10 protein-coding genes and 1 pseudogene are annotated in these 16618 nt (G+C 69.9%); 4 read left to right on the top strand and 7 right to left on the bottom strand.

Annotated features, from left to right (window positions below; genetic code table 11):
- Positions 1 to 31: 31 nt before the first annotated feature.
- Positions 32 to 2842: a type 1 periplasmic-binding domain-containing protein gene (locus FHU35_RS02170; protein ID WP_145736172.1), complete on the bottom strand. Its 2811-nt coding sequence runs from the start codon at positions 2840 to 2842 to the stop codon at positions 32 to 34.
- Positions 2843 to 2977: 135 nt separating this feature from the next.
- Entirely contained in the window at positions 2978 to 3814 is an 837-nt protein-coding gene (locus FHU35_RS02165) for a TauD/TfdA dioxygenase family protein (protein ID WP_145736170.1), read from the bottom strand.
- Positions 3815 to 3985: 171 nt separating this feature from the next.
- Between FHU35_RS02165 and FHU35_RS02160 the strand changes: the two genes are divergently transcribed.
- On the top strand, positions 3986 to 4999 hold the full coding sequence (locus tag FHU35_RS02160) for a methyltransferase (RefSeq protein WP_145736168.1): 1014 nt from the start codon (positions 3986 to 3988) through the stop codon (positions 4997 to 4999).
- Positions 5000 to 5019: 20 nt separating this feature from the next.
- Here FHU35_RS02160 and FHU35_RS02155 read toward each other — a convergent pair whose 3' ends face one another.
- The 4 genes from FHU35_RS02155 to FHU35_RS02140 are packed head-to-tail and all read right to left on the bottom strand — an operon-like array spanning position 5020 to position 9260.
- Complete coding sequence (locus FHU35_RS02155) at positions 5020 to 6270, bottom strand: FAD-dependent oxidoreductase (RefSeq protein ID WP_145736166.1); 1251 nt, start codon at positions 6268 to 6270, stop codon at positions 5020 to 5022.
- Positions 6267 to 7244, bottom strand: coding sequence for a UbiA family prenyltransferase (locus tag FHU35_RS02150; protein WP_246110022.1), 978 nt, complete (start codon positions 7242 to 7244; stop codon positions 6267 to 6269). Before FHU35_RS02150 ends, FHU35_RS02155 begins: the two co-directional genes overlap by 4 nt.
- A 2-nt stretch (positions 7245 to 7246) precedes the next feature.
- A complete protein-coding gene (locus FHU35_RS02145; protein WP_145736164.1) occupies positions 7247 to 8230 on the bottom strand; it encodes a polyprenyl synthetase family protein in 984 nt (327 codons plus the stop codon).
- 1 nt (position 8231) lies between these two features.
- Entirely contained in the window at positions 8232 to 9260 is a 1029-nt protein-coding gene (locus tag FHU35_RS02140; RefSeq protein WP_246110021.1) for an aminotransferase class I/II-fold pyridoxal phosphate-dependent enzyme, read from the bottom strand.
- 482 nt (positions 9261 to 9742) lie between these two features.
- On the opposite strand from FHU35_RS02140, the gene FHU35_RS02135 reads away from it, so the two are divergent.
- From FHU35_RS02135 to FHU35_RS02125, 3 genes are all read left to right on the top strand, one after another.
- Positions 9743 to 11407 carry a prenyltransferase/squalene oxidase repeat-containing protein gene (locus tag FHU35_RS02135; protein WP_145736160.1) on the top strand — a complete coding sequence of 555 codons (1665 nt, stop codon included), beginning with the start codon at positions 9743 to 9745 and terminating at the stop codon, positions 11405 to 11407.
- Positions 11408 to 11434: 27 nt separating this feature from the next.
- Positions 11435 to 12631: a cytochrome P450 family protein gene (locus tag FHU35_RS02130; RefSeq protein WP_145736158.1), complete on the top strand. Its 1197-nt coding sequence runs from the start codon at positions 11435 to 11437 to the stop codon at positions 12629 to 12631.
- Positions 12632 to 12902: 271 nt separating this feature from the next.
- Positions 12903 to 15194, top strand: coding sequence for an FdhF/YdeP family oxidoreductase (locus FHU35_RS02125; RefSeq protein WP_145736156.1), 2292 nt, complete (start codon positions 12903 to 12905; stop codon positions 15192 to 15194).
- A gap of 80 nt (positions 15195 to 15274) precedes the next feature.
- Here FHU35_RS02125 and FHU35_RS02120 read toward each other — a convergent pair.
- Positions 15275 to 16491: pseudogene (locus FHU35_RS02120) on the bottom strand (IS3 family transposase).
- Positions 16492 to 16618 lie beyond the last annotated feature (127 nt).

The raw sequence follows: 16618 nt of genomic DNA, 5'->3' as shown, positions 1-16618 counted from the left end.
CGTCCGGGCGCCTTACCGGATGACCGGGGGCCTAGGGAGGTAAGACCTCGTTCTTTTTGCCCACCTGGAGCGTCCAGACCATCTTGTCCTTCGGCACACGGTTGTTGGTGTCGGTGCCGAAGTCGATGGTGCCGGTCACCAGGTGGTACGGGGACGGCAGGTCCTTGTCCGCCCTGTGCTGGTCGGCGTTGATCTGCCGCCACACGGTGCCCGGGGTGATCGGGAACGGCCCACCTCGCTGGAGCTGATCGGCCGCCCGGAGCAGGACGCTCGCCGCGTCGTGGGCGAGCGCGGCGTGCCCGTCCAGCGACAGGTCGCCTTCCCGGGGTGGGCACGAGTCGGTGCTCGCGGGCTGGTCCAGCTTCAGGAGGAACACGTTGAGCTTGCAGTAGAAGTCATGCGCAGCCGGGTCCAGCCCGTCCGTCAGCGAGTCGTCGGGATCTGGGGTGCGCGGGGCGACCGCGAAGGACTGGAAGTAGTAGGGGATGCCGCGTTGGGCGTTGCGCGCTTCCCGGTTGGCAACGTGGCTGGCGACGTCGTCGCCACCGAGGATCACTGGAGGATCGTTCGGGCAACTCGCCGCGACACCGTCGAGGAAGACCCGGAAATCGGCTCCCCGGCCCGCGTAGTACACGAGATCGTTCTGGCCGGCCAGGCACGCTTCACGACCGGCCACGTGCGGGTTCGCGGCCAGCCACTCGGTGCTCGTCCCCGGATTCCTGGCGGTGAACTCGGCGGCTACGTCGTCGGCGAGGTTCGTGCTGTAGCGGTCCCGGGCGCTGGCGCGGTAAATCCGAGCGTGCTCGGTCAAACCCCGCTGGGCGGCGAACTCGACCGCTCGTGCCGCTTGCGTTCGGTTCGGCGGCGAGACCTGGAAGTACGTAGGTGAGAACGTCGGGACCTCGTCGTAGGACAGCGTGGAGGCAACGGTCGGCAGGCCTGCCGACCCGAGCTCCTTGATGGCGTTGAAGGTCTCGTCCCGGCTGTAGTTCAGGCCGACCACGCCGATGATCGTCGGGTCCTGCTTGGCCAGCGCGGCGATCTGGTTCTGCACGACCTTCTCGCCATGCTGCATGTCCTTTCCGCCGTTGGCGATCAGCACGCGAACCAGCGGCGTGTCGTTGCCCTCGTTCTGGTTGGCCTGGGCCACGGCGATACCGGCCAGCGTTTCGTGCTGCGCCGAGAGGTTGAACGCGTCCGCTCCCGGGGACAGGTCGCCCAGGTACACCAGCGTGAGGACCGGTCGGTCGGTGGCTGCAGCGGTGTCCAGGGCGGTCTGGTTCTCCTGTGCGATGGCCTCGCCGATAGATCCCAGCTCGGACAGGAGCGTGTGCACGCTCTTCGCGGTCGGTGTCGTCTGGCCCGGAGGGATCGCGCCGATGAAGGCCTCCAGGAAGGTGCCGTCGGTGACCCCGACGCACTCCTGACCCGCGGTCTGCACGTGGCTGAGGTCCGGTGACGCTCCGGCCCACTGCCACGGCGGCTGGAAGGGTATGCCGCAATGCGCCTCGGACCACGTCGAGTACGAGAGGGCTCCGGCGCCGAGCACCGCCAGCAGCAGGGTGGCGGGCACGCCGCGCTGCGACCACCACGGCGGTGAGGGCAGCGCGTACTTGTCGGCGGCCGCCAGGTGACGTCGGATCTCGCTCTTCTCGGCGTCTCCGGACGCGGCCCGGGGGATCTCGACCGGCAGGTACCAGGTCATGTCCCTGCGCGCCCGCCTGGCCTCGGCGAGCTTGTGCCGCCACGCGCGGTACCCCTGCTTGTTGGCCTCGTGCGCCTGGGACACCACGTCGAGGACGTTGTCCACGGTCGGTTCGACGGCGTGCGGCGGTACCAGCGAGCTCGTGGTGATCAGCAGCAGCGGGTCGATCAAGCCGGTCTCGTTGCGGATGTCGTTGACGAGCTTGAGCAGCGCGTAGCCACCGTTGGAGCGCGTCACGTTGTCGAGAAGAACGGTGGTGTAGGTCGTGCGCCACTTGCCGCGCAGTCGCCAGGGGAAGCGGCGGTAGGAGCGGCGCAGGTCCTCCAGCAGCGTGTTGGTCAGGAACTTCGCGACCTGCTCGGGAACCTCCTTGTTCCACTCGTTCTCGGTGAGTCGTTCGGCGAAACCGAGGAAGTTCCCCGGGACTTCGGGCGCGAGGTAGCGCTGCCGCCGGAACCACCGGTAACCGCCGGGGAACGGCAGCCGCCAGCGCAGCTTGATCTGGAACCACAGCCACGGCACGAGCGCGAGCACCTTGAGGACGGACCAGACCGTGCGGTCAGGGGCGTCGGCCGTGTTGGTGTTGATCAGCTCCGCGATCCGCTGCGCGGGGTCGCGGCGCCACAGGCGCTTGCGGAGTTCGGCCTCCCGCCTGGGGATCTCGGTTCCCGAGAGGTCCTGGCGCATCAGCCACAGCGCCAAGCTGAACCGGGGGAAGCGCATTCGGCCCGCTTGCGCGTTGAGCGGCCCGTTCAGCTGTTCCGCGATGTCGGCGAGCAGCTCGCGGACCGTGTCGACCTCGGGCGGCGGGAGCGGCGTCTGCGTGGCCCGGTCGCCGTCCTTCGGGTCCGCGGCAGCGGGTTCCAGGCGGATGTAGGCGTGCGGCACTCGATGCGGTTCGGCGTCCTTGAGCCGTTCGCCGATCGCGGGCAGCAGGGCCTCGTGCTCCAGTGATCTGACCAGGCACAACATCGGAAGGCCGCGCTGATCGCCGGTGCCGGTTCGGCGAGCGCGGGAGCGTTCGTGCCGCCGCCCGTAGAGTTCTCGGATCAGTTCCAGCACCTGCACGACGCCGTGGAACAGCGGTAGTACCGGCGCGCTGTCATGATCCTTCTCCGAAGCGAGTGCTCTGCTCACAAGCCCAATCCCCACATTGCGCATTCAGGCAGATGAAGAACGACGAGCGTAGCGGTGCCGCGCTCGCCGGGGCAATCGGCCGTTGGCGTTAGTGGGTGCACTCCCCGAGCGCAGCGGCTCGGGGAGTGGTCCGGGTCAGGACTTCGCGCGGAAGTCGGCTGCCGTGGTGGCGTCGGTGAGGTGCGGCCAGCGGGGTTCTTCGCCCTTCGGGTGGTCGCCGAGGATGGTGACGCGACGGCCGATGCGGCGTTCGGTGTAGTCGTTGACCGCGTAGTGCTGGGTCGCCCTGTTGTCCCACACGGCGATCGCGCCCTCGGTCCAGCTGAACCGGCAGATGTTCTCCGGGCGTTCCGACGAGGCGAACAGGTGCTGCAGCAGGGCGTCGCTCTCCGCGCGGCGCAGCTGCGGGATGCGCGTGGTGAACATGCGGTTGGCGTAGAGGGAGCGTCTTCCCGTCACCGGGTGCGCCCGGACCACCGGGTGCTCCGCCTCGAACACGGTCCCGTTGGGGTGGGTGAAGGCGTGGATCGCCGTGAGCCCGTCGAGCAGGTCGCGCAGCGGTGCGGAGAGGTTCTCGTAGGCCAGGTGCTGGTTGCTCCACATCGTGTCGCCGCCGCGCGGCGGGCACTGCACGATCTGCAGGACCGAGGCGATCGGCGGGCTCGCCTGGAAGGTCACGTCGGTGTGCCAGACGTCGGCCTTGGCGCCCTGCTCGGAGTCCAGGACCACGACCTCCGGGTGTCCGTCCAGCTTGGGCAGGAACGGGTGCACCTCCAGCTCGCCGAGGAAGCGGCCGAAGGTCTTGTGCGCCTCCGGCGAGAGCTGCTCGGCCTCCGGGAACAGCAGCACCAGGTTCTCCAGGAGGAGGGCGTGCAGCTGCGCGAAGGAGTCCTCGGTGAGCTGCTCCAGATCGACTCCGCGGATCTCCGCGCCCAGTGCTCCGGACGCGGGCCTGACGTCGATGCTCGTCATGGTGAATCACCTCGTTCTCGTTGTGGAACAACGTTTTCCGGGCGAGCTCGCGCCCGTTCGTGTCGGGTGGGAGCGGATCTCAACGCGGTCGTTGACGCGCTGTTCGGCGGTCGGTAAGGATGAAAAGCACGGAGGCGGACGGGTCTTCGATCCCGAAGAAAGCAGAGAGCCATGGATTCCGAGGAATCGCGCGAGACGAGTCTCGAACTCGCCAGTCTCATCGACCTGGCAACACCTTTCGCCATCCGGGCGGCCGTGACCCTCCGGCTGCCGGAGCTGATCGCGGAGGGCGGTGCCGAGATCGGGTCGCTGGCGACCGCCACGGGCGCTCATCGCGAATCCCTCGAACGGCTGCTGCGACACCTGGTGCGCATCGGTCTCTTCGCGCAGACCGGCGAGGGGGCCTACGAGCTCACGGCGCTCTCGCGCCAGCTGCTGGCCGAGGACGGCAGGTGGCTCAAGGACTGGCTCGTGCTCGACGGTCCGGGCGCGCGGATGGACATGGCCTTCAGCGGGATGCTGCACTCCGTGCGGACCGGTGCCTCGGCCTACGAGACCGTGCACGGCACGCCGTTCTGGGACGACTACCAGCGCAACGACGACCTGCGGCGGTTCTTCGGCGACGTGATGGCCGCCTACGCCTGGCAGACCGGGCCGGTCCTGGCGGCGGAGTTCGACTGGGCGCCGGTGAACAGCGTCATCGACGTCGGTGGCGGGCAGGGCGCGCTGCTGTCGGAGATCGTCCGGGTCAACCCGCACCTGGCGGGCGAGGTCCTCGACCTGCCCGCCGTCGCGACGGAGGCCGACCGGTTCCTCGCCGAGGCGGGAGTGACCGACAAGGCCGAGTTCGTGCCGGGGAGCTTCTTCGACCCGCTCCCGGAAGGCCGGGACGTCTACCTGGTCTCCCGGGTGCTCACCGACTGGAACGACGAGAACGCCGTGCGGATCCTGCGCCGCTGCGCCGAGGCCGCCGGTGACGGCCGCGTCGTGATCGTGGAAGTCCTCGCCGGGGACGACCACGCCAAGCAGAACACCTCCTTCGACCTGCAGTCGCTGGTGCTGCTGGGCGGTCAGGAGCGCAGCGTGGCGGACTTCGAGGTGCTGGCGGCCGAGGCGGGCTTGAAGGTGACCGAAACCCGCACGTGGCCCGGCGGTCTCGTCGTGGTGGAGTGCGGCAAGCCGTGAGCAGCGCACGGCGCCGGTCCTCATGCCCATCGAGGCCGGCGCCGTGACCGCGGATCCGGCAGCAGCCCGAGCTGGCACAGGCGGTCGAACGGCGACATCGGGTGCAGTCCGAGCCCGGCGAGGTTGTGCATGACGGTGAAGCTCAGCCGCTGGTTGGCGCCCGTGTTGCGCAGCGCGCGCCGCCCGATCGCGCGACCCGCCCAGGACAGGTCGGTGAGCATCCGCGAGGCGTTGTGGCTGATCTTGCCGATCTGGGCGATCTCGGGAAGGCGCCGGGCCTCGTAGGCGACCAGCGCGGCGTCCACGTCGGCGTGCTCGGCGAGACTGCTGCTCAGCGCGTCCGCGTCGTAGATGGCGCTGTTCATGCCCTGCGCCGCCATCGGGTGCACCGAGTGCGCCGATTCGCCGACGAGCGCGATGCCGGGAGCGGAGATCGCGGAAGCGGTGAAGTGCGACACCGGGAGCGTCTGCCGGTCCGCCACGCACGACCGCAGCTGGTGGCTGAACTCCTCCAGCTCCGGCAACTCCGCGATCAGCGAGTCCGTCCAGCGCAGCATCCCGGCAGCGTCGAGCCCGCGGAAGTCGTCCGGCCGGATCTGCACGTAGAGCCGGAGCCTGTTGCCCGGCAACGGGTATCGCATGCGGAGACCGCGCTCGGTGGTGTAGGCGATCACCTCCGGTGCGACGCGGGGAACGTCGGGGACGTCGAGAGCGACCAACCGGTGCGGGTAGTCCTTCCGGTCCGCCGCGATGCCTGCCGCCCTGCGGAGCCGCGAGGACAGCCCGTCGGCAGCCACGACCAGCGGTGCGCGGACCTCGCCGGCGCCCTTCACCGCGACTCCGGCGATCCGCCCGGTGTCGTCGCGGACCACGTCCTGCACGGCGACGCCCCGGCGAACTTCCACGCTGCGGGGCAGGTTCTCGGCGAGCGCGGTCAGGATCTGCTCGTGGTCGGCCGACAGCAGCCAGTTCGCCCCCTCGGGCAATTGCGTGTAGTCCAGCGACATCCGGCCCCGCGACTCGACCGCGACGAGAGACGAGAGCCGCACCGCCCCTTGGGATTCCAGCACCTCGCTGATGCCCCAGGATTCCAGGATCCGCAGCGCGCCGGGCTGCAGGACCTCGCCCTTGGGGATCCGGGGCACGGTCGGCCGCTTCTCCGCGACGACGACCCGATGGCCCAGCGAGCCGAGCGCGTGGGCTGCGGCGAGGCCGGCCACGCCCGCCCCGCAGATGACGACGTCCGCGTGCTCGGGAGCAGGGGAGCTCATGTCGGGAGGACCTCCTCGTCGGCGAGTTCGTGACGCGCCCGCATCGCGGCCTGAGTCCAGGTGGAGAAGACCAGCACCGGGATCAGCAGACCGAGCGCGGCGAACGCGGGAACGGTGCGGGCGAGGATCGCCGCGGCGAGCACCAGTCGTTCGGCGACCAGCAGCTCGTGCGCTCGCAGCGCGCGGGCCTGGCTCAACGCCGGAGCGAGCCACAGCAGCGGGACCACCGCGAACAGCCCGGCGCACGCCGCCACCACCAGCAGCACCGGATAACCGGGCCGGTGCGGCAGCACCAGTCCGAGCGCGGCGATGCCGAGCGCCGAGACGTGGAGGAGCACCGCGAGCCTGGCGGCGTGGCGCTGCCCGCGCTGGACCGGCACCGAGCGGTACCCGGCCGCGCGATCGCCGTCCACGTCGCGCATCGTGCCCACCAGGTTCGACGCCGTGTCGTGCAGCAGGAAGACCAGGGACAAGCCGAGGGCGGGCCACCCCGGCAGCGGTGCCGCGACCATCGCGCCGATGAGGAACGCCGTGGCCGTGATCAGCCCGCGCATCAGGTTCCCGGACACGCCGCGGGCCTTGCAGAACCGGCTGTAGGCCACGACCCCGCACAGCGCGAGCGCGACCAACGGCAGCGTCCGGACGTTGGACCAGGCCAGCAGAACAGCAGCAGCGGTGGCGAATCCGACGCCGGTGGCCAGCGCGACGTCCGGCGCGAGCCGGCCGGAGGGGATCGGCCGCTGCGGTTTCGCGACCGCGTCGAGCTCGCGGTCGAAGTAGTCGCCCAGGTAGTGCGCCGCCAGCCAGCCGAACGCCGTGCCCGCGCCCGCGACGATGAACTCGGCCAGTCCCGCCGCACCCGTCGTCCCGGCGCCCGCGACGCCCACCAGCACCGGGTAGCTCAGCGTGTACGGGCGGCAGGTCTGCACGTGCGCCCAGAGGCTCCGGCGGGCGCGGTCCCAGGTGTCGCCCACGGCTACCGGCTCCGGTCGATGGCCATCTCGGCGATCCGCACCATCTGCTCGACCGCCGCTTCGCCCGGCAGCCCGTCGAGGCTCCGGCGGGCAGCCGCGATCTCCTCGGCCGCGCGTTGCCTGCTGCGCTCCAGCGCCCCGGTGGTCACCAGCAGTGCGCGCATCAGCCGGTGCGCGTCCTCGGCGGGCAGCCGGCCGGAGAGCGCTTCGGCGAAGCGCTGCCGATCGCGTTGCCCGGCTGCCTGGTAGCCGAGCAGCACCGGATGGGTCGGCCGCAGGTTGGCGACATCGCTGGTGGCGGGTTTCCCGGTGGCATCCCCGAGGTAGGGCAGCAGGTCGTCGAAGATCTGGAAACCCACGCCCAGGTGCTCGGCGTAGCGCGTGACCGCGTCGGCGTGCTCGTCGTCGGCACCGCCCAGGACCGCCCCGGCGCGGCAGGCGCCGCGGAACAACGCACCGGTCTTGAGCGCCGCCATCTCCTGGTAGTCGGCGACGGGGCAGGTCAGGTCGCCCGCCATCTCGGCTTCCCGGACCTGGCCGCGGCACACGTCGGCCCCCGCGCTTGCGATCACCCGGGCCGCTTCGAACACGGCCGCGGGCGGGACGGCCGTGCACTCGGAGAGCGCCGTGACCACGTTCAGGATCAGGAAGTCACCGGTGACCAGCGCGTCGGCCATGCCGTAGCGGGCGTGCACGGTGGGCTTGCCGCGGCGCAACTGGTCGTCGTCGATGATGTCGTCGTGCACCAGCGTGGCCACGTGCAGGTACTCCACCGCCAGCGCCGCGGGCAGCAGCTTGGCGCCGTCACCGCCGGTGGCCTCGGCGGAATGGAGCAGGAGCAGCGGCCGCACCATCTTGCCGGGTGCCAGCAGAGCGGAACCGGCCATCTGCTCGGTGCGATCGGCGACCGCCGACCACCGCTTGCGCATCTCCCGGTCGAGCAGCTCGGCCCAGTCCGGCGAAGCGAATCCGTTGTCGTCGCTCATGTCACGCGCTATCCGGCCGAGCGGTACCGGCCCGATCACCGCTGAGGAAGCGACGGGTCAGCTCCAGCACGAGGTCGTTGGCCTCGGCGGATCCGACCGTGACCCGCACCCCGGCACCGTCGGCGAGCGTCCGCACCTGCACGCCGGATTCGTCGCAGAGGCGGACGAAGTCGTCGTTCGCCTCGCCGAAGCGGAGCCAGTGGAAGTTGCCGTGACTGCGCGGAACATCGAGGCCGAGCTCGGTGAACCCGTCGTGCACCCGGTCGCGTTCGGCCGCCACCTCGGCGCACTGCTTGCGCATCACGCCCTCGGCGCGGAGCGCGGCCAATGCGGCGTCCTGGGCCACCGTGCTGACCCGGAAGAAGTACGAGCCGGGGGTGAGGGCCGTGACCACGGCTTCGTCGGCCACCAGGTAGCCGACCCGCAGGCCGAGGAGCCCGTGGGACTTGGAGAAGGTGCGCACGACCGACACGCGGGGGTCCTCGGCGGCGAGCCGGATGCCGTCGGCGATCGCCGACGGGTCGGCGAAGTCGGCGTAGGCCTCGTCGATGAGCACCCGGACGCCCGAGGGCAGCCTGCTCAGGAAGGCCCGCAGCTCGTCCTCGCGGAACGTGGTGCCCGTCGGGTTGTTCGGGTTGCACAGCAGCACGATCTTCGTGCGGTCGGTGACCGCATCGGCCATCGCGTCGAGGTCGTGCGCGTCATCGCGCAGCGGCACGGCGACGGGCTCGGCGCCCGCGCAGCGCACGAGCAGCGGGTACATCTCGAACGACGGCCAGGCGTGCACGATCTCGCCACCGCCGGCGAAGGTCGCGAGGAACTGCTGCAGCAGCGCACCCGACCCGGGGCCGACGAAGACCTCGCTCGAGTCCAGCCCGACGTGCTCGGCGATCGCGCTGGTCAACCCGGAGGACATCGCGTCGAGAGTCAGGTTGACTCGGTCGGCGGCGTGCACGATCGCCTCGCGCACGCCGGGCAGCGGTGGCGCGAAGTTCTCGTTGAGGGACAACTGGTGCCGGACGGTGGGCACAGGCTGATCTCCGTTCATGACGTGCGCACGCCTGGACGTCACGCGATCGGGCTTGACGCAGGACGTGGAAGACCGGAATCAGGCGGGATGGACCAGCGGAATCTGTCGCCGACGGCCTGACGATCACGATCCTTGAGCGTCACCGCCGCCGTTGTCAACGAATCCGAGCCGATGCACGTCGAAACTGGTGGATATACGGGAAAGCCGAGGAATCCGCCCCAGGTGCCCGAAGCGGTTCACTGTGGATGTGCCGAGAATTTCACGGAAGCACGGGAATTTGCCGGATGGCGGTGAACGAAGATCCGGTTCCGTGCCGGTCATGCCTGGCCGGGACCCGAGGTGCTCGCGTAGAGTCCGGCCAGCCGAAAGCGTCCAGCGGGCAACGAGTCTCATCCGACCTGCCGCGAGGAGCGAGAATCGGCAGCATCCTTGTGGAGCAGGTCGTGATGCGCACGCCCGCGGCCGGACTGGAGGAACCCCGCATGACGACGGTGCAGCCCGACACCGACGCCCTCGATCAGGCGATCAGCGAGGGCGCGGAGGCACTGCTGCTCTCCCAGCGCGCCGACGGTGTCTTCGACTACTCCGCGGACAACCTCACCTCCACGCTGGGCACGGTCGGTGCTCTCTCGGCGCTGCACTACGCCGACCCCGACGGCAGCGCCGACCTCATCGCGGCGGGAGCCGGATGGCTCCGGCGGACGCAGAACTCCGACGGCGGATGGGCGATGGTCCCGGGCCTGGACAGCGAGGCGGGCCCGACGGCGGTCGGCTCGGCGGTGCTGCACCTGGTGGACCCGGAGGGCAGCGCGTCGGCGGTGTCGGCCGGACAGCGCTGGATGACCGACTTCGGCGGCCTGGACGCGATCCCGCACCCCGAGGTCGTGTCGTGGTGCCGGCAGTACTACGGCTTCGTCGGCTGGCTGGGGCACGAGGAGATGCGCCGCTTCCCGCTGGAAGTCGCGCTGCTGCCCGGCCTGCACCGCAAGCTGTTCGACCTGCGCATCCCGATGGCCTTCGCGCTCGGGCTGGCCCAGGCACGGCACAAGCCGCTCAACCCGTTCCACCGGTTGCTGGCCAGGCTGGGGAAACCCCACGCGCTCAAGGCGATCCGGCAGGTCCACGAGCACGAGGGTTCGACCGGAGCGTGGTGCGAGAACGCCTGGGTGACGGGTCTGGTGTGCACCGGGCTGGCTCGCGCCGAACTGGCTCCCGACCTCGTCAACGCCGCGGTGGGCTGGTTCCGCACGACGATGCACCCCGACGGCTGGTGGCAGACCGGCCCGCTGGACGCCGCCTGGACCATGTACGCGGTGCGCGGGCTCGCCGAGGCGGGTTATGCCCAAGACCAGCGGCTGACGGCTTCCGCGGAACTGTTCGTGCGGCTGCAGCAGCACCGCCCGTTCCTGGCGTTCGGCTGTCCGCCCGGCTACTGGGGCTGGGCCGGGACCGCGGGGTGGCCCTCGACGCTGGAGACCAGCGAGATCCTGTCGGTGCTGTGCCGGCTCCCGGGCGAGCAGCAGGCGAAGGCGATCGACGCGGGTGTCGGCTGGCTGACCCGGATGCAGGACTCGCGCGGCTCGTGGGGGCTGTGCGTGCGCAACACCAAGGTCGCCAACAGCGGGCCGTGCCCGATGACCACGGTTCAGGCGGTCGACGCACTGCTGGACTCGGGAATCCCGGCCGACGACGGCAGGGTTCGGCGCGCGCTGCGCTGGTTGTCCGAGGTGCAACTGCCGGACGGCGCGTTCGAATCCGTCTGGTACCGCCACCACACGATGGCCACCGCGGCCGTGCTGGAGACCTTCGCCAAGGCCGGTCGCGCCGACGACGAGACCGCGCGGCGAGCGACGGCCTGGCTGGAGCGGGCGCGGCAGGACGACGGTGCGTGGGGCGACGGGCACGGCGCTCCACCGACGGTCGAGGAGACGGGGTGGGCCGTCTCGGGCCTGCTCGCCGCCGGGACCGACCCCGCTTCGGTGCGGCCAGGTGTGAGCTGGCTGCTGGATCGGCGCGACGCGGGCGGCGGCTGGCCGTCGGAGAGCGTCAACGAGTACGTCCGCTACGTCAGCCGCTACACCAACCCCGCGCTCGCCCAGGGCATGGCCCTGCGCGCGCTCGGTCGCTACCGCGACTCCTCGCGCTGATCTGCGCTTCACGGAACGGAGAAACCGATGACCGGTGCGACGCAGAAGGACTCCTTCACCGAGCACTACTGGCAGGACCCGCACGCGGCGTTCGCCGAAGCGCGCCGGACCTGCCCCGTCCAGGAGGTCGACTTCGAGGGCGGCCGGAGCTGGCTGGTCACCCGCTACGAGGAGGTGCGAGCCGGGCTCACCGACGAACGCCTCGCCAAGGACTGGCGCTCCAGCCTGCCCGAGGAGGAGCGCGCCGCAGCGCCTCCCGGCCTGCCCGCGCCCATGTCGCACATGCTGACCTCGCTCGACCCGCCGGAGCACACCCGGCTGCGCGCACTGGTCACCCAGGCGTTCACCGCCCGCCGCATCGCCAGGCTGCGCCCGCGCGTGGAAGCCCTCGCCGAGGAACTGCTGGCGGAGCTCCCCGAGGACGAGCCGGTCGACCTCGTCGCCCGCTACGCGATCGTCCTGCCGATGGTGGTGATCAGCGAACTGCTCGGCGTCCCGGAGATCGACCGCGAGGAGTTCGCGCGGCTGTCCACGGTGCTCATCGACGAGTGCCCGGACGAGGAGCTCGCCCGCGCCTCGGCGCAGATGGCCACCTACCTGGAAGGGCTGGTCGCCGCCAAGCGCGCGGCTCCCGACGACGCCCTGCTCTCCGCGCTCATCTCCGCTTCCGACGAGGGCGACAGGCTCTCCGACCTGGAGATCGTCGCGATGGCCATGCTGCTGCTCATGGCCGGTCACGAGACCACGGCGGTGTTCATCACCAACAGCGTCCGGGCGCTGGTCGACGACGACGCCGCCCGCGCCCGCCTCGCCGACCCCGCGAAGGTGTCCCCGCTGGTGGAGGAACTGCTGCGCTGGCTCTCGCCCGCCCTCAACGCGTCTCTGCGCTTCGCCACCGAGGACCTGGAGATCGGCGGCGTGAAGATCGCCAGGGGAGAATCGGTGACCCTCTCCACCGGAGCGGCCGACCGCGACCCGGACCGCTATCCGGATCCCGACCGGCTGGATCCGGATCGCGACACCACGGGCCACCTGGCCTTCGGCCACGGGATCCACCGCTGCCTCGGCGCGGCCCTGGTCCGCCTCGAAGGGGAAGTCGCCCTGGCCGCCCTGTTCCGCCGCTACCCGAGGCTGCGCGTGGTCGCCGACCCGGCCGACCTCACCTACCGCAGGAGCGTCCACGTCCACGCCCCCCGCACCCTCCCGGTCCTGCTGCAGCCCTGACCCGGGGTGTTCGAAGTGGATTCGTCCTCCGCCGGTGGAGGAGTGATTCGGGGCACACCCGAGTTCGGTCCGGCCGCCTGAACGCGACGTGCTTTCGCCGCACCACCAGGGGGTTTGGTGGTGCGGCCGGGCCGGTTGGCGCGTTGAGAAGAGTTGGTTATCGGACCATAGGTGTCGCTTCTTTGACTCCGCTCCGCGGTCGGCATTAGCTGTGATTGCCGAGATCCGGGCGCATCGGTGCGCCGGGAGAGAACAGGGGAACGGCCACAGCATGAGTGGGTTGGAAGATCCGAGCGACGACCTGAAGGTGACCGCGCCGAAGAAGTGGGCCACCGGTGCCCCCGCCGTCGCGCACGCCTTGCAGTACTCGCTCAGCCAGACCTCGCCGCGTCGGACCGCGCTGACGCTGCTGAACCTCAACCAGGGCAAGGGGATCGACTGCCCCGGCTGTGCGTGGCCCGACCCGGACCCGAAGCACCGGCCGATGAACGAGTACTGCGAGAACGGCGCCAAGCACGTCAACGACGAGGCGACCTCGAAGCGGATCACCGCCGAGTTCTTCCGGCAGCACTCGGTGTCCGAACTGGACGAGAAGTCCGACTACTGGCTCAACCAGCAGGGCCGGCTCACCGAACCCGTGATCAAGCGATCGGACTCCGACTTCTACGAGCCGATCGGCTGGGACGACGCGCTCGACCTGCTCGCCGAGGAACTGCGGTCGCTCGATTCGCCGAACGAGGCCCTGTTCTACACCTCGGGTCGGCTCAACAACGAAGCGGCGTTCCTGCTCCAGCTCTTCGCGCGGGCCTACGGCACGAACAACCTGCCGGACTGCAGCAACATGTGCCACGAGTCCAGCGGCTCGGCGATGATGGAGACGCTGGGAACCGGCAAGGGCAGCGTCAGCCTCGACGACCTGCACCACTCGGACCTGATCTTCGTCATCGGCCAGAACCCGGGGACCAACCACCCGCGGATGCTCACCGCGCTGGAGCGGGCGAAGCACAACGGCGGCGAGGTCGTCGCCGTCAACCCGCTGCCCGAAGCCGGGTTGATGCGGTTCAAGAACCCGCAGAAGGTCCGCGGCGTCCTCGGCAAGGGGACGACCATCGCCGACCAGTTCCTGCAGATCCGCCCCGGCGGGGACCTCGCGCTGTTCAAGGCGCTGAACCTGCTGCTCCTCGAAGCCGAGGACGCCGCGCCCGGCACCGTCCTGGACCACGAGTTCATCCGCGCGCACACCACCGGTTTCGAGGAGTTCGCCCGGCAGGCCCGGGAGTTGTCCTGGGACGCCGTGCACGCCGCGACCGGGCTCACCCGCGAGGAGATCGAGCAGGTCCGCGACAGGGTGCTCGCCAGCAACAGCGTCATCGCCTGCTGGGCGATGGGGTTGACCCAGCAGAAGCACGGGGTCGCCACCATCCGCGAGATCGTCAGCTTCCTGATGCTGCGCGGCAACATCGGCAAGCCCGGTGCCGGGGTGTGCCCGGTGCGCGGCCACAGCAACGTGCAGGGCGACCGCACCATGGGGATCTGGGAGCGGGTTCCGCAGTCCTTCCTGGACTCGATCGAGCGTGAGTTCGGGTTCACGCCGCCGCAGGAGCACGGCTGGGACTCGGTGGACTCCATCCGCGCGATGCTCGACGGCCGCGCGCGGTTCTTCCTCGGCGTGGCGGGCAACTTCGTCCGGGCGACGCCCGACAGCGAGGTCACCGAGAAGGCGATGCGCCAGTGCCGGCTCACCGCGCACATCTCCACCAAGCTGAACCGCTCGCACACCGTGTGCGGCGAAACCGCGCTCATCCTGCCCACTTTGGGGCGGAGCGATCGGGACGTGCAGCGAGGTGTGGAGCAGTTCGTCACCGTTGAGGACTCCATGAGCATGGTCCACGCGTCCTACGGCCGGCTCGAACCGGCGTCCGGGTCGCTGCTCAGCGAGGTCGCGATCCTCTCCCGCCTGGCACGCCGGGTGCTGGGGGAGGACGACGGCATCCCGTGGGAGGAGTTCGAGGGGGACTACGACGCGATCCGCGACCGGATCTCGCGCGTGGTACCGGATTTCGAGGACTTCAACCGGCGGGTGGCCGACCCGGCCGGGTTCCGGCTGCCGAACCCCGTCAACAGCGGGGACTTCCGCACCGACAGCGGCAAGGCGGTGTTCAGCTCCAACGACTTCGAGTGGCTGGACGCCCCGGACGGTTACCTGGTGTTGCAGTCGTTGCGCTCGCACGACCAGTGGAACACCATCCCGTACGCCAACGACGACCGCTACCGCGGCATCCACAACGCCCGCCGGGTCGTGATGGTCAACCCCGCTGATCTGGAGGAGCTCGGCATCGCCGACCGAGCTCTGGTGGACCTGGTCAGCGTGTGGCACGACGGGGTCGAGCGGCGTGCGACGGACTTCCGCGTCGTCGCCTACCCGGCCGCGCGCGGGTCGGCGGCCGCCTACTACCCGGAGACCAACGTCCTGGTCCCGCTCGACAGCGTCGCCGACACCAGCAACACCCCCACCTCCAAGGGCGTCATCGTCCGCCTGGAGCCCGCCTCCGGTCAGCGCTGAGCAGGGCAGTTCCCAGTTTTAGTCCAAACCGAGCCATGATCATGTCCTGGGGTTCCCCCGTGGGGGTGGACACCGGGTTTTTATGCGGCGTGTAGATCGACTGTAGTGGTCGTGGTGTGTTGTTCGTGGTGGATGGGGCTGTGGTGGCCGAGGGCGGAGTGTCTGCGGTGGTGGTTGTAGTAGGCGATCCACCGGAATATGTCTTGTCGTGCTTGGGTTTCGGTGCGCCAGAACGATCGGCCGGGGGCGAGTAGTTCGCGTTTGAGGGTCGCGAAGAACGATTCGGCCAGGGCGTTGTCGTAGCTGGATCCGACCCTGCCCATCGACCGTTGGATGCCGTGTTGGTCGCAGAGATGTCCGAATTCGGCGCTGGTGTATTGCCGGCCGCGGTCGCTGTGGAACACCACCCCGTCGACCCGCCCACCTCGGGTAGCGATGGCGGATTCGAGTGCGTCGCAGACCAGCCCGGCGGTCATGTGATCGGCCAGTGACCAGCCCACGAGCCTGCGCGAGGACATGTCGATCACCGTGGCCAAATACAGATACCCGCGCCCCAACGGCAGGTAAGTGATGTCGCCGCACCACTTCTCATCCAGCCGGGTGGCGGTGAATTCCCGGCCCACCAAATCCGGTGCCGGGGCCGCTTGAGCGTCGGGCCGGGTGGTGCGCTGGTATTTCCGCTGGTGACGGCCCACGATGCCGTGCTCGGCCATCAACCGTTCCACCCGTTTGTGGTTGACCAGCCGGCCCCGCGAGCGCAGTTCCATCGTGATCCTCGGCGCCCCGTAAGCGCCGTGGTGTTGGTGGTGGATCTCGCGGATCTCCGCCACCAAGGCCTCATCCTCACCGACCTTGGATTGCCGGGCCGATTCAGCCTTCAACCAGGCATAATAGCCCGACCGCCAGAGTCCCAGGACAGTGCAGATCCGCTGGATGGCCCACCGGCCGGAATGGGCGGAGATGAACCGGTAGCGGAGGGTCATCGACCCATCTCCTTGGCGAAATACGCGGCTGCCGTGCGCAGAATCTCGCGTTCCTCTTCCAGCTCGGCCACCCGTTTCCGCAGCTCAGCGAGCTCCACATCCTTCGCTGCCTCGCTGGGTTGCACCACGCCCGGCTCCTGGCCCGTATCGGGCTCCTCGGTGTCCATGCGGGCCTTTCTAACCCACACCCGCAACGTCTCGGCGTTGAGTCCCAGCTCCCGGGCCACGTGATTCACACTGCGCCCCGAATCAGCCACCAACGCCACCGCGTCCCGCTTGAACTCCTCCCGAAACTTCGACTTCCTCCGCGTCACCAAAAGACACTCCTCCCCAGACCCGCAGGCCCAGAATCAGGGTGTCCAGACCCACGGGGGAACCCCAGTCCGAAATGTCCGCTCAGTTATGACTAAAACTGGGACTGGGTGAGGGCGAGGACGCGCG

This window comes from Saccharopolyspora dendranthemae, assembly GCF_007829955.1.
Lineage (GTDB): Bacteria > Actinomycetota > Actinomycetes > Mycobacteriales > Pseudonocardiaceae > Saccharopolyspora > Saccharopolyspora dendranthemae.
The sequence above is the reverse complement of the archived record's forward strand: the minus strand, read 5'-3'. Positions and strand labels throughout refer to the sequence as shown.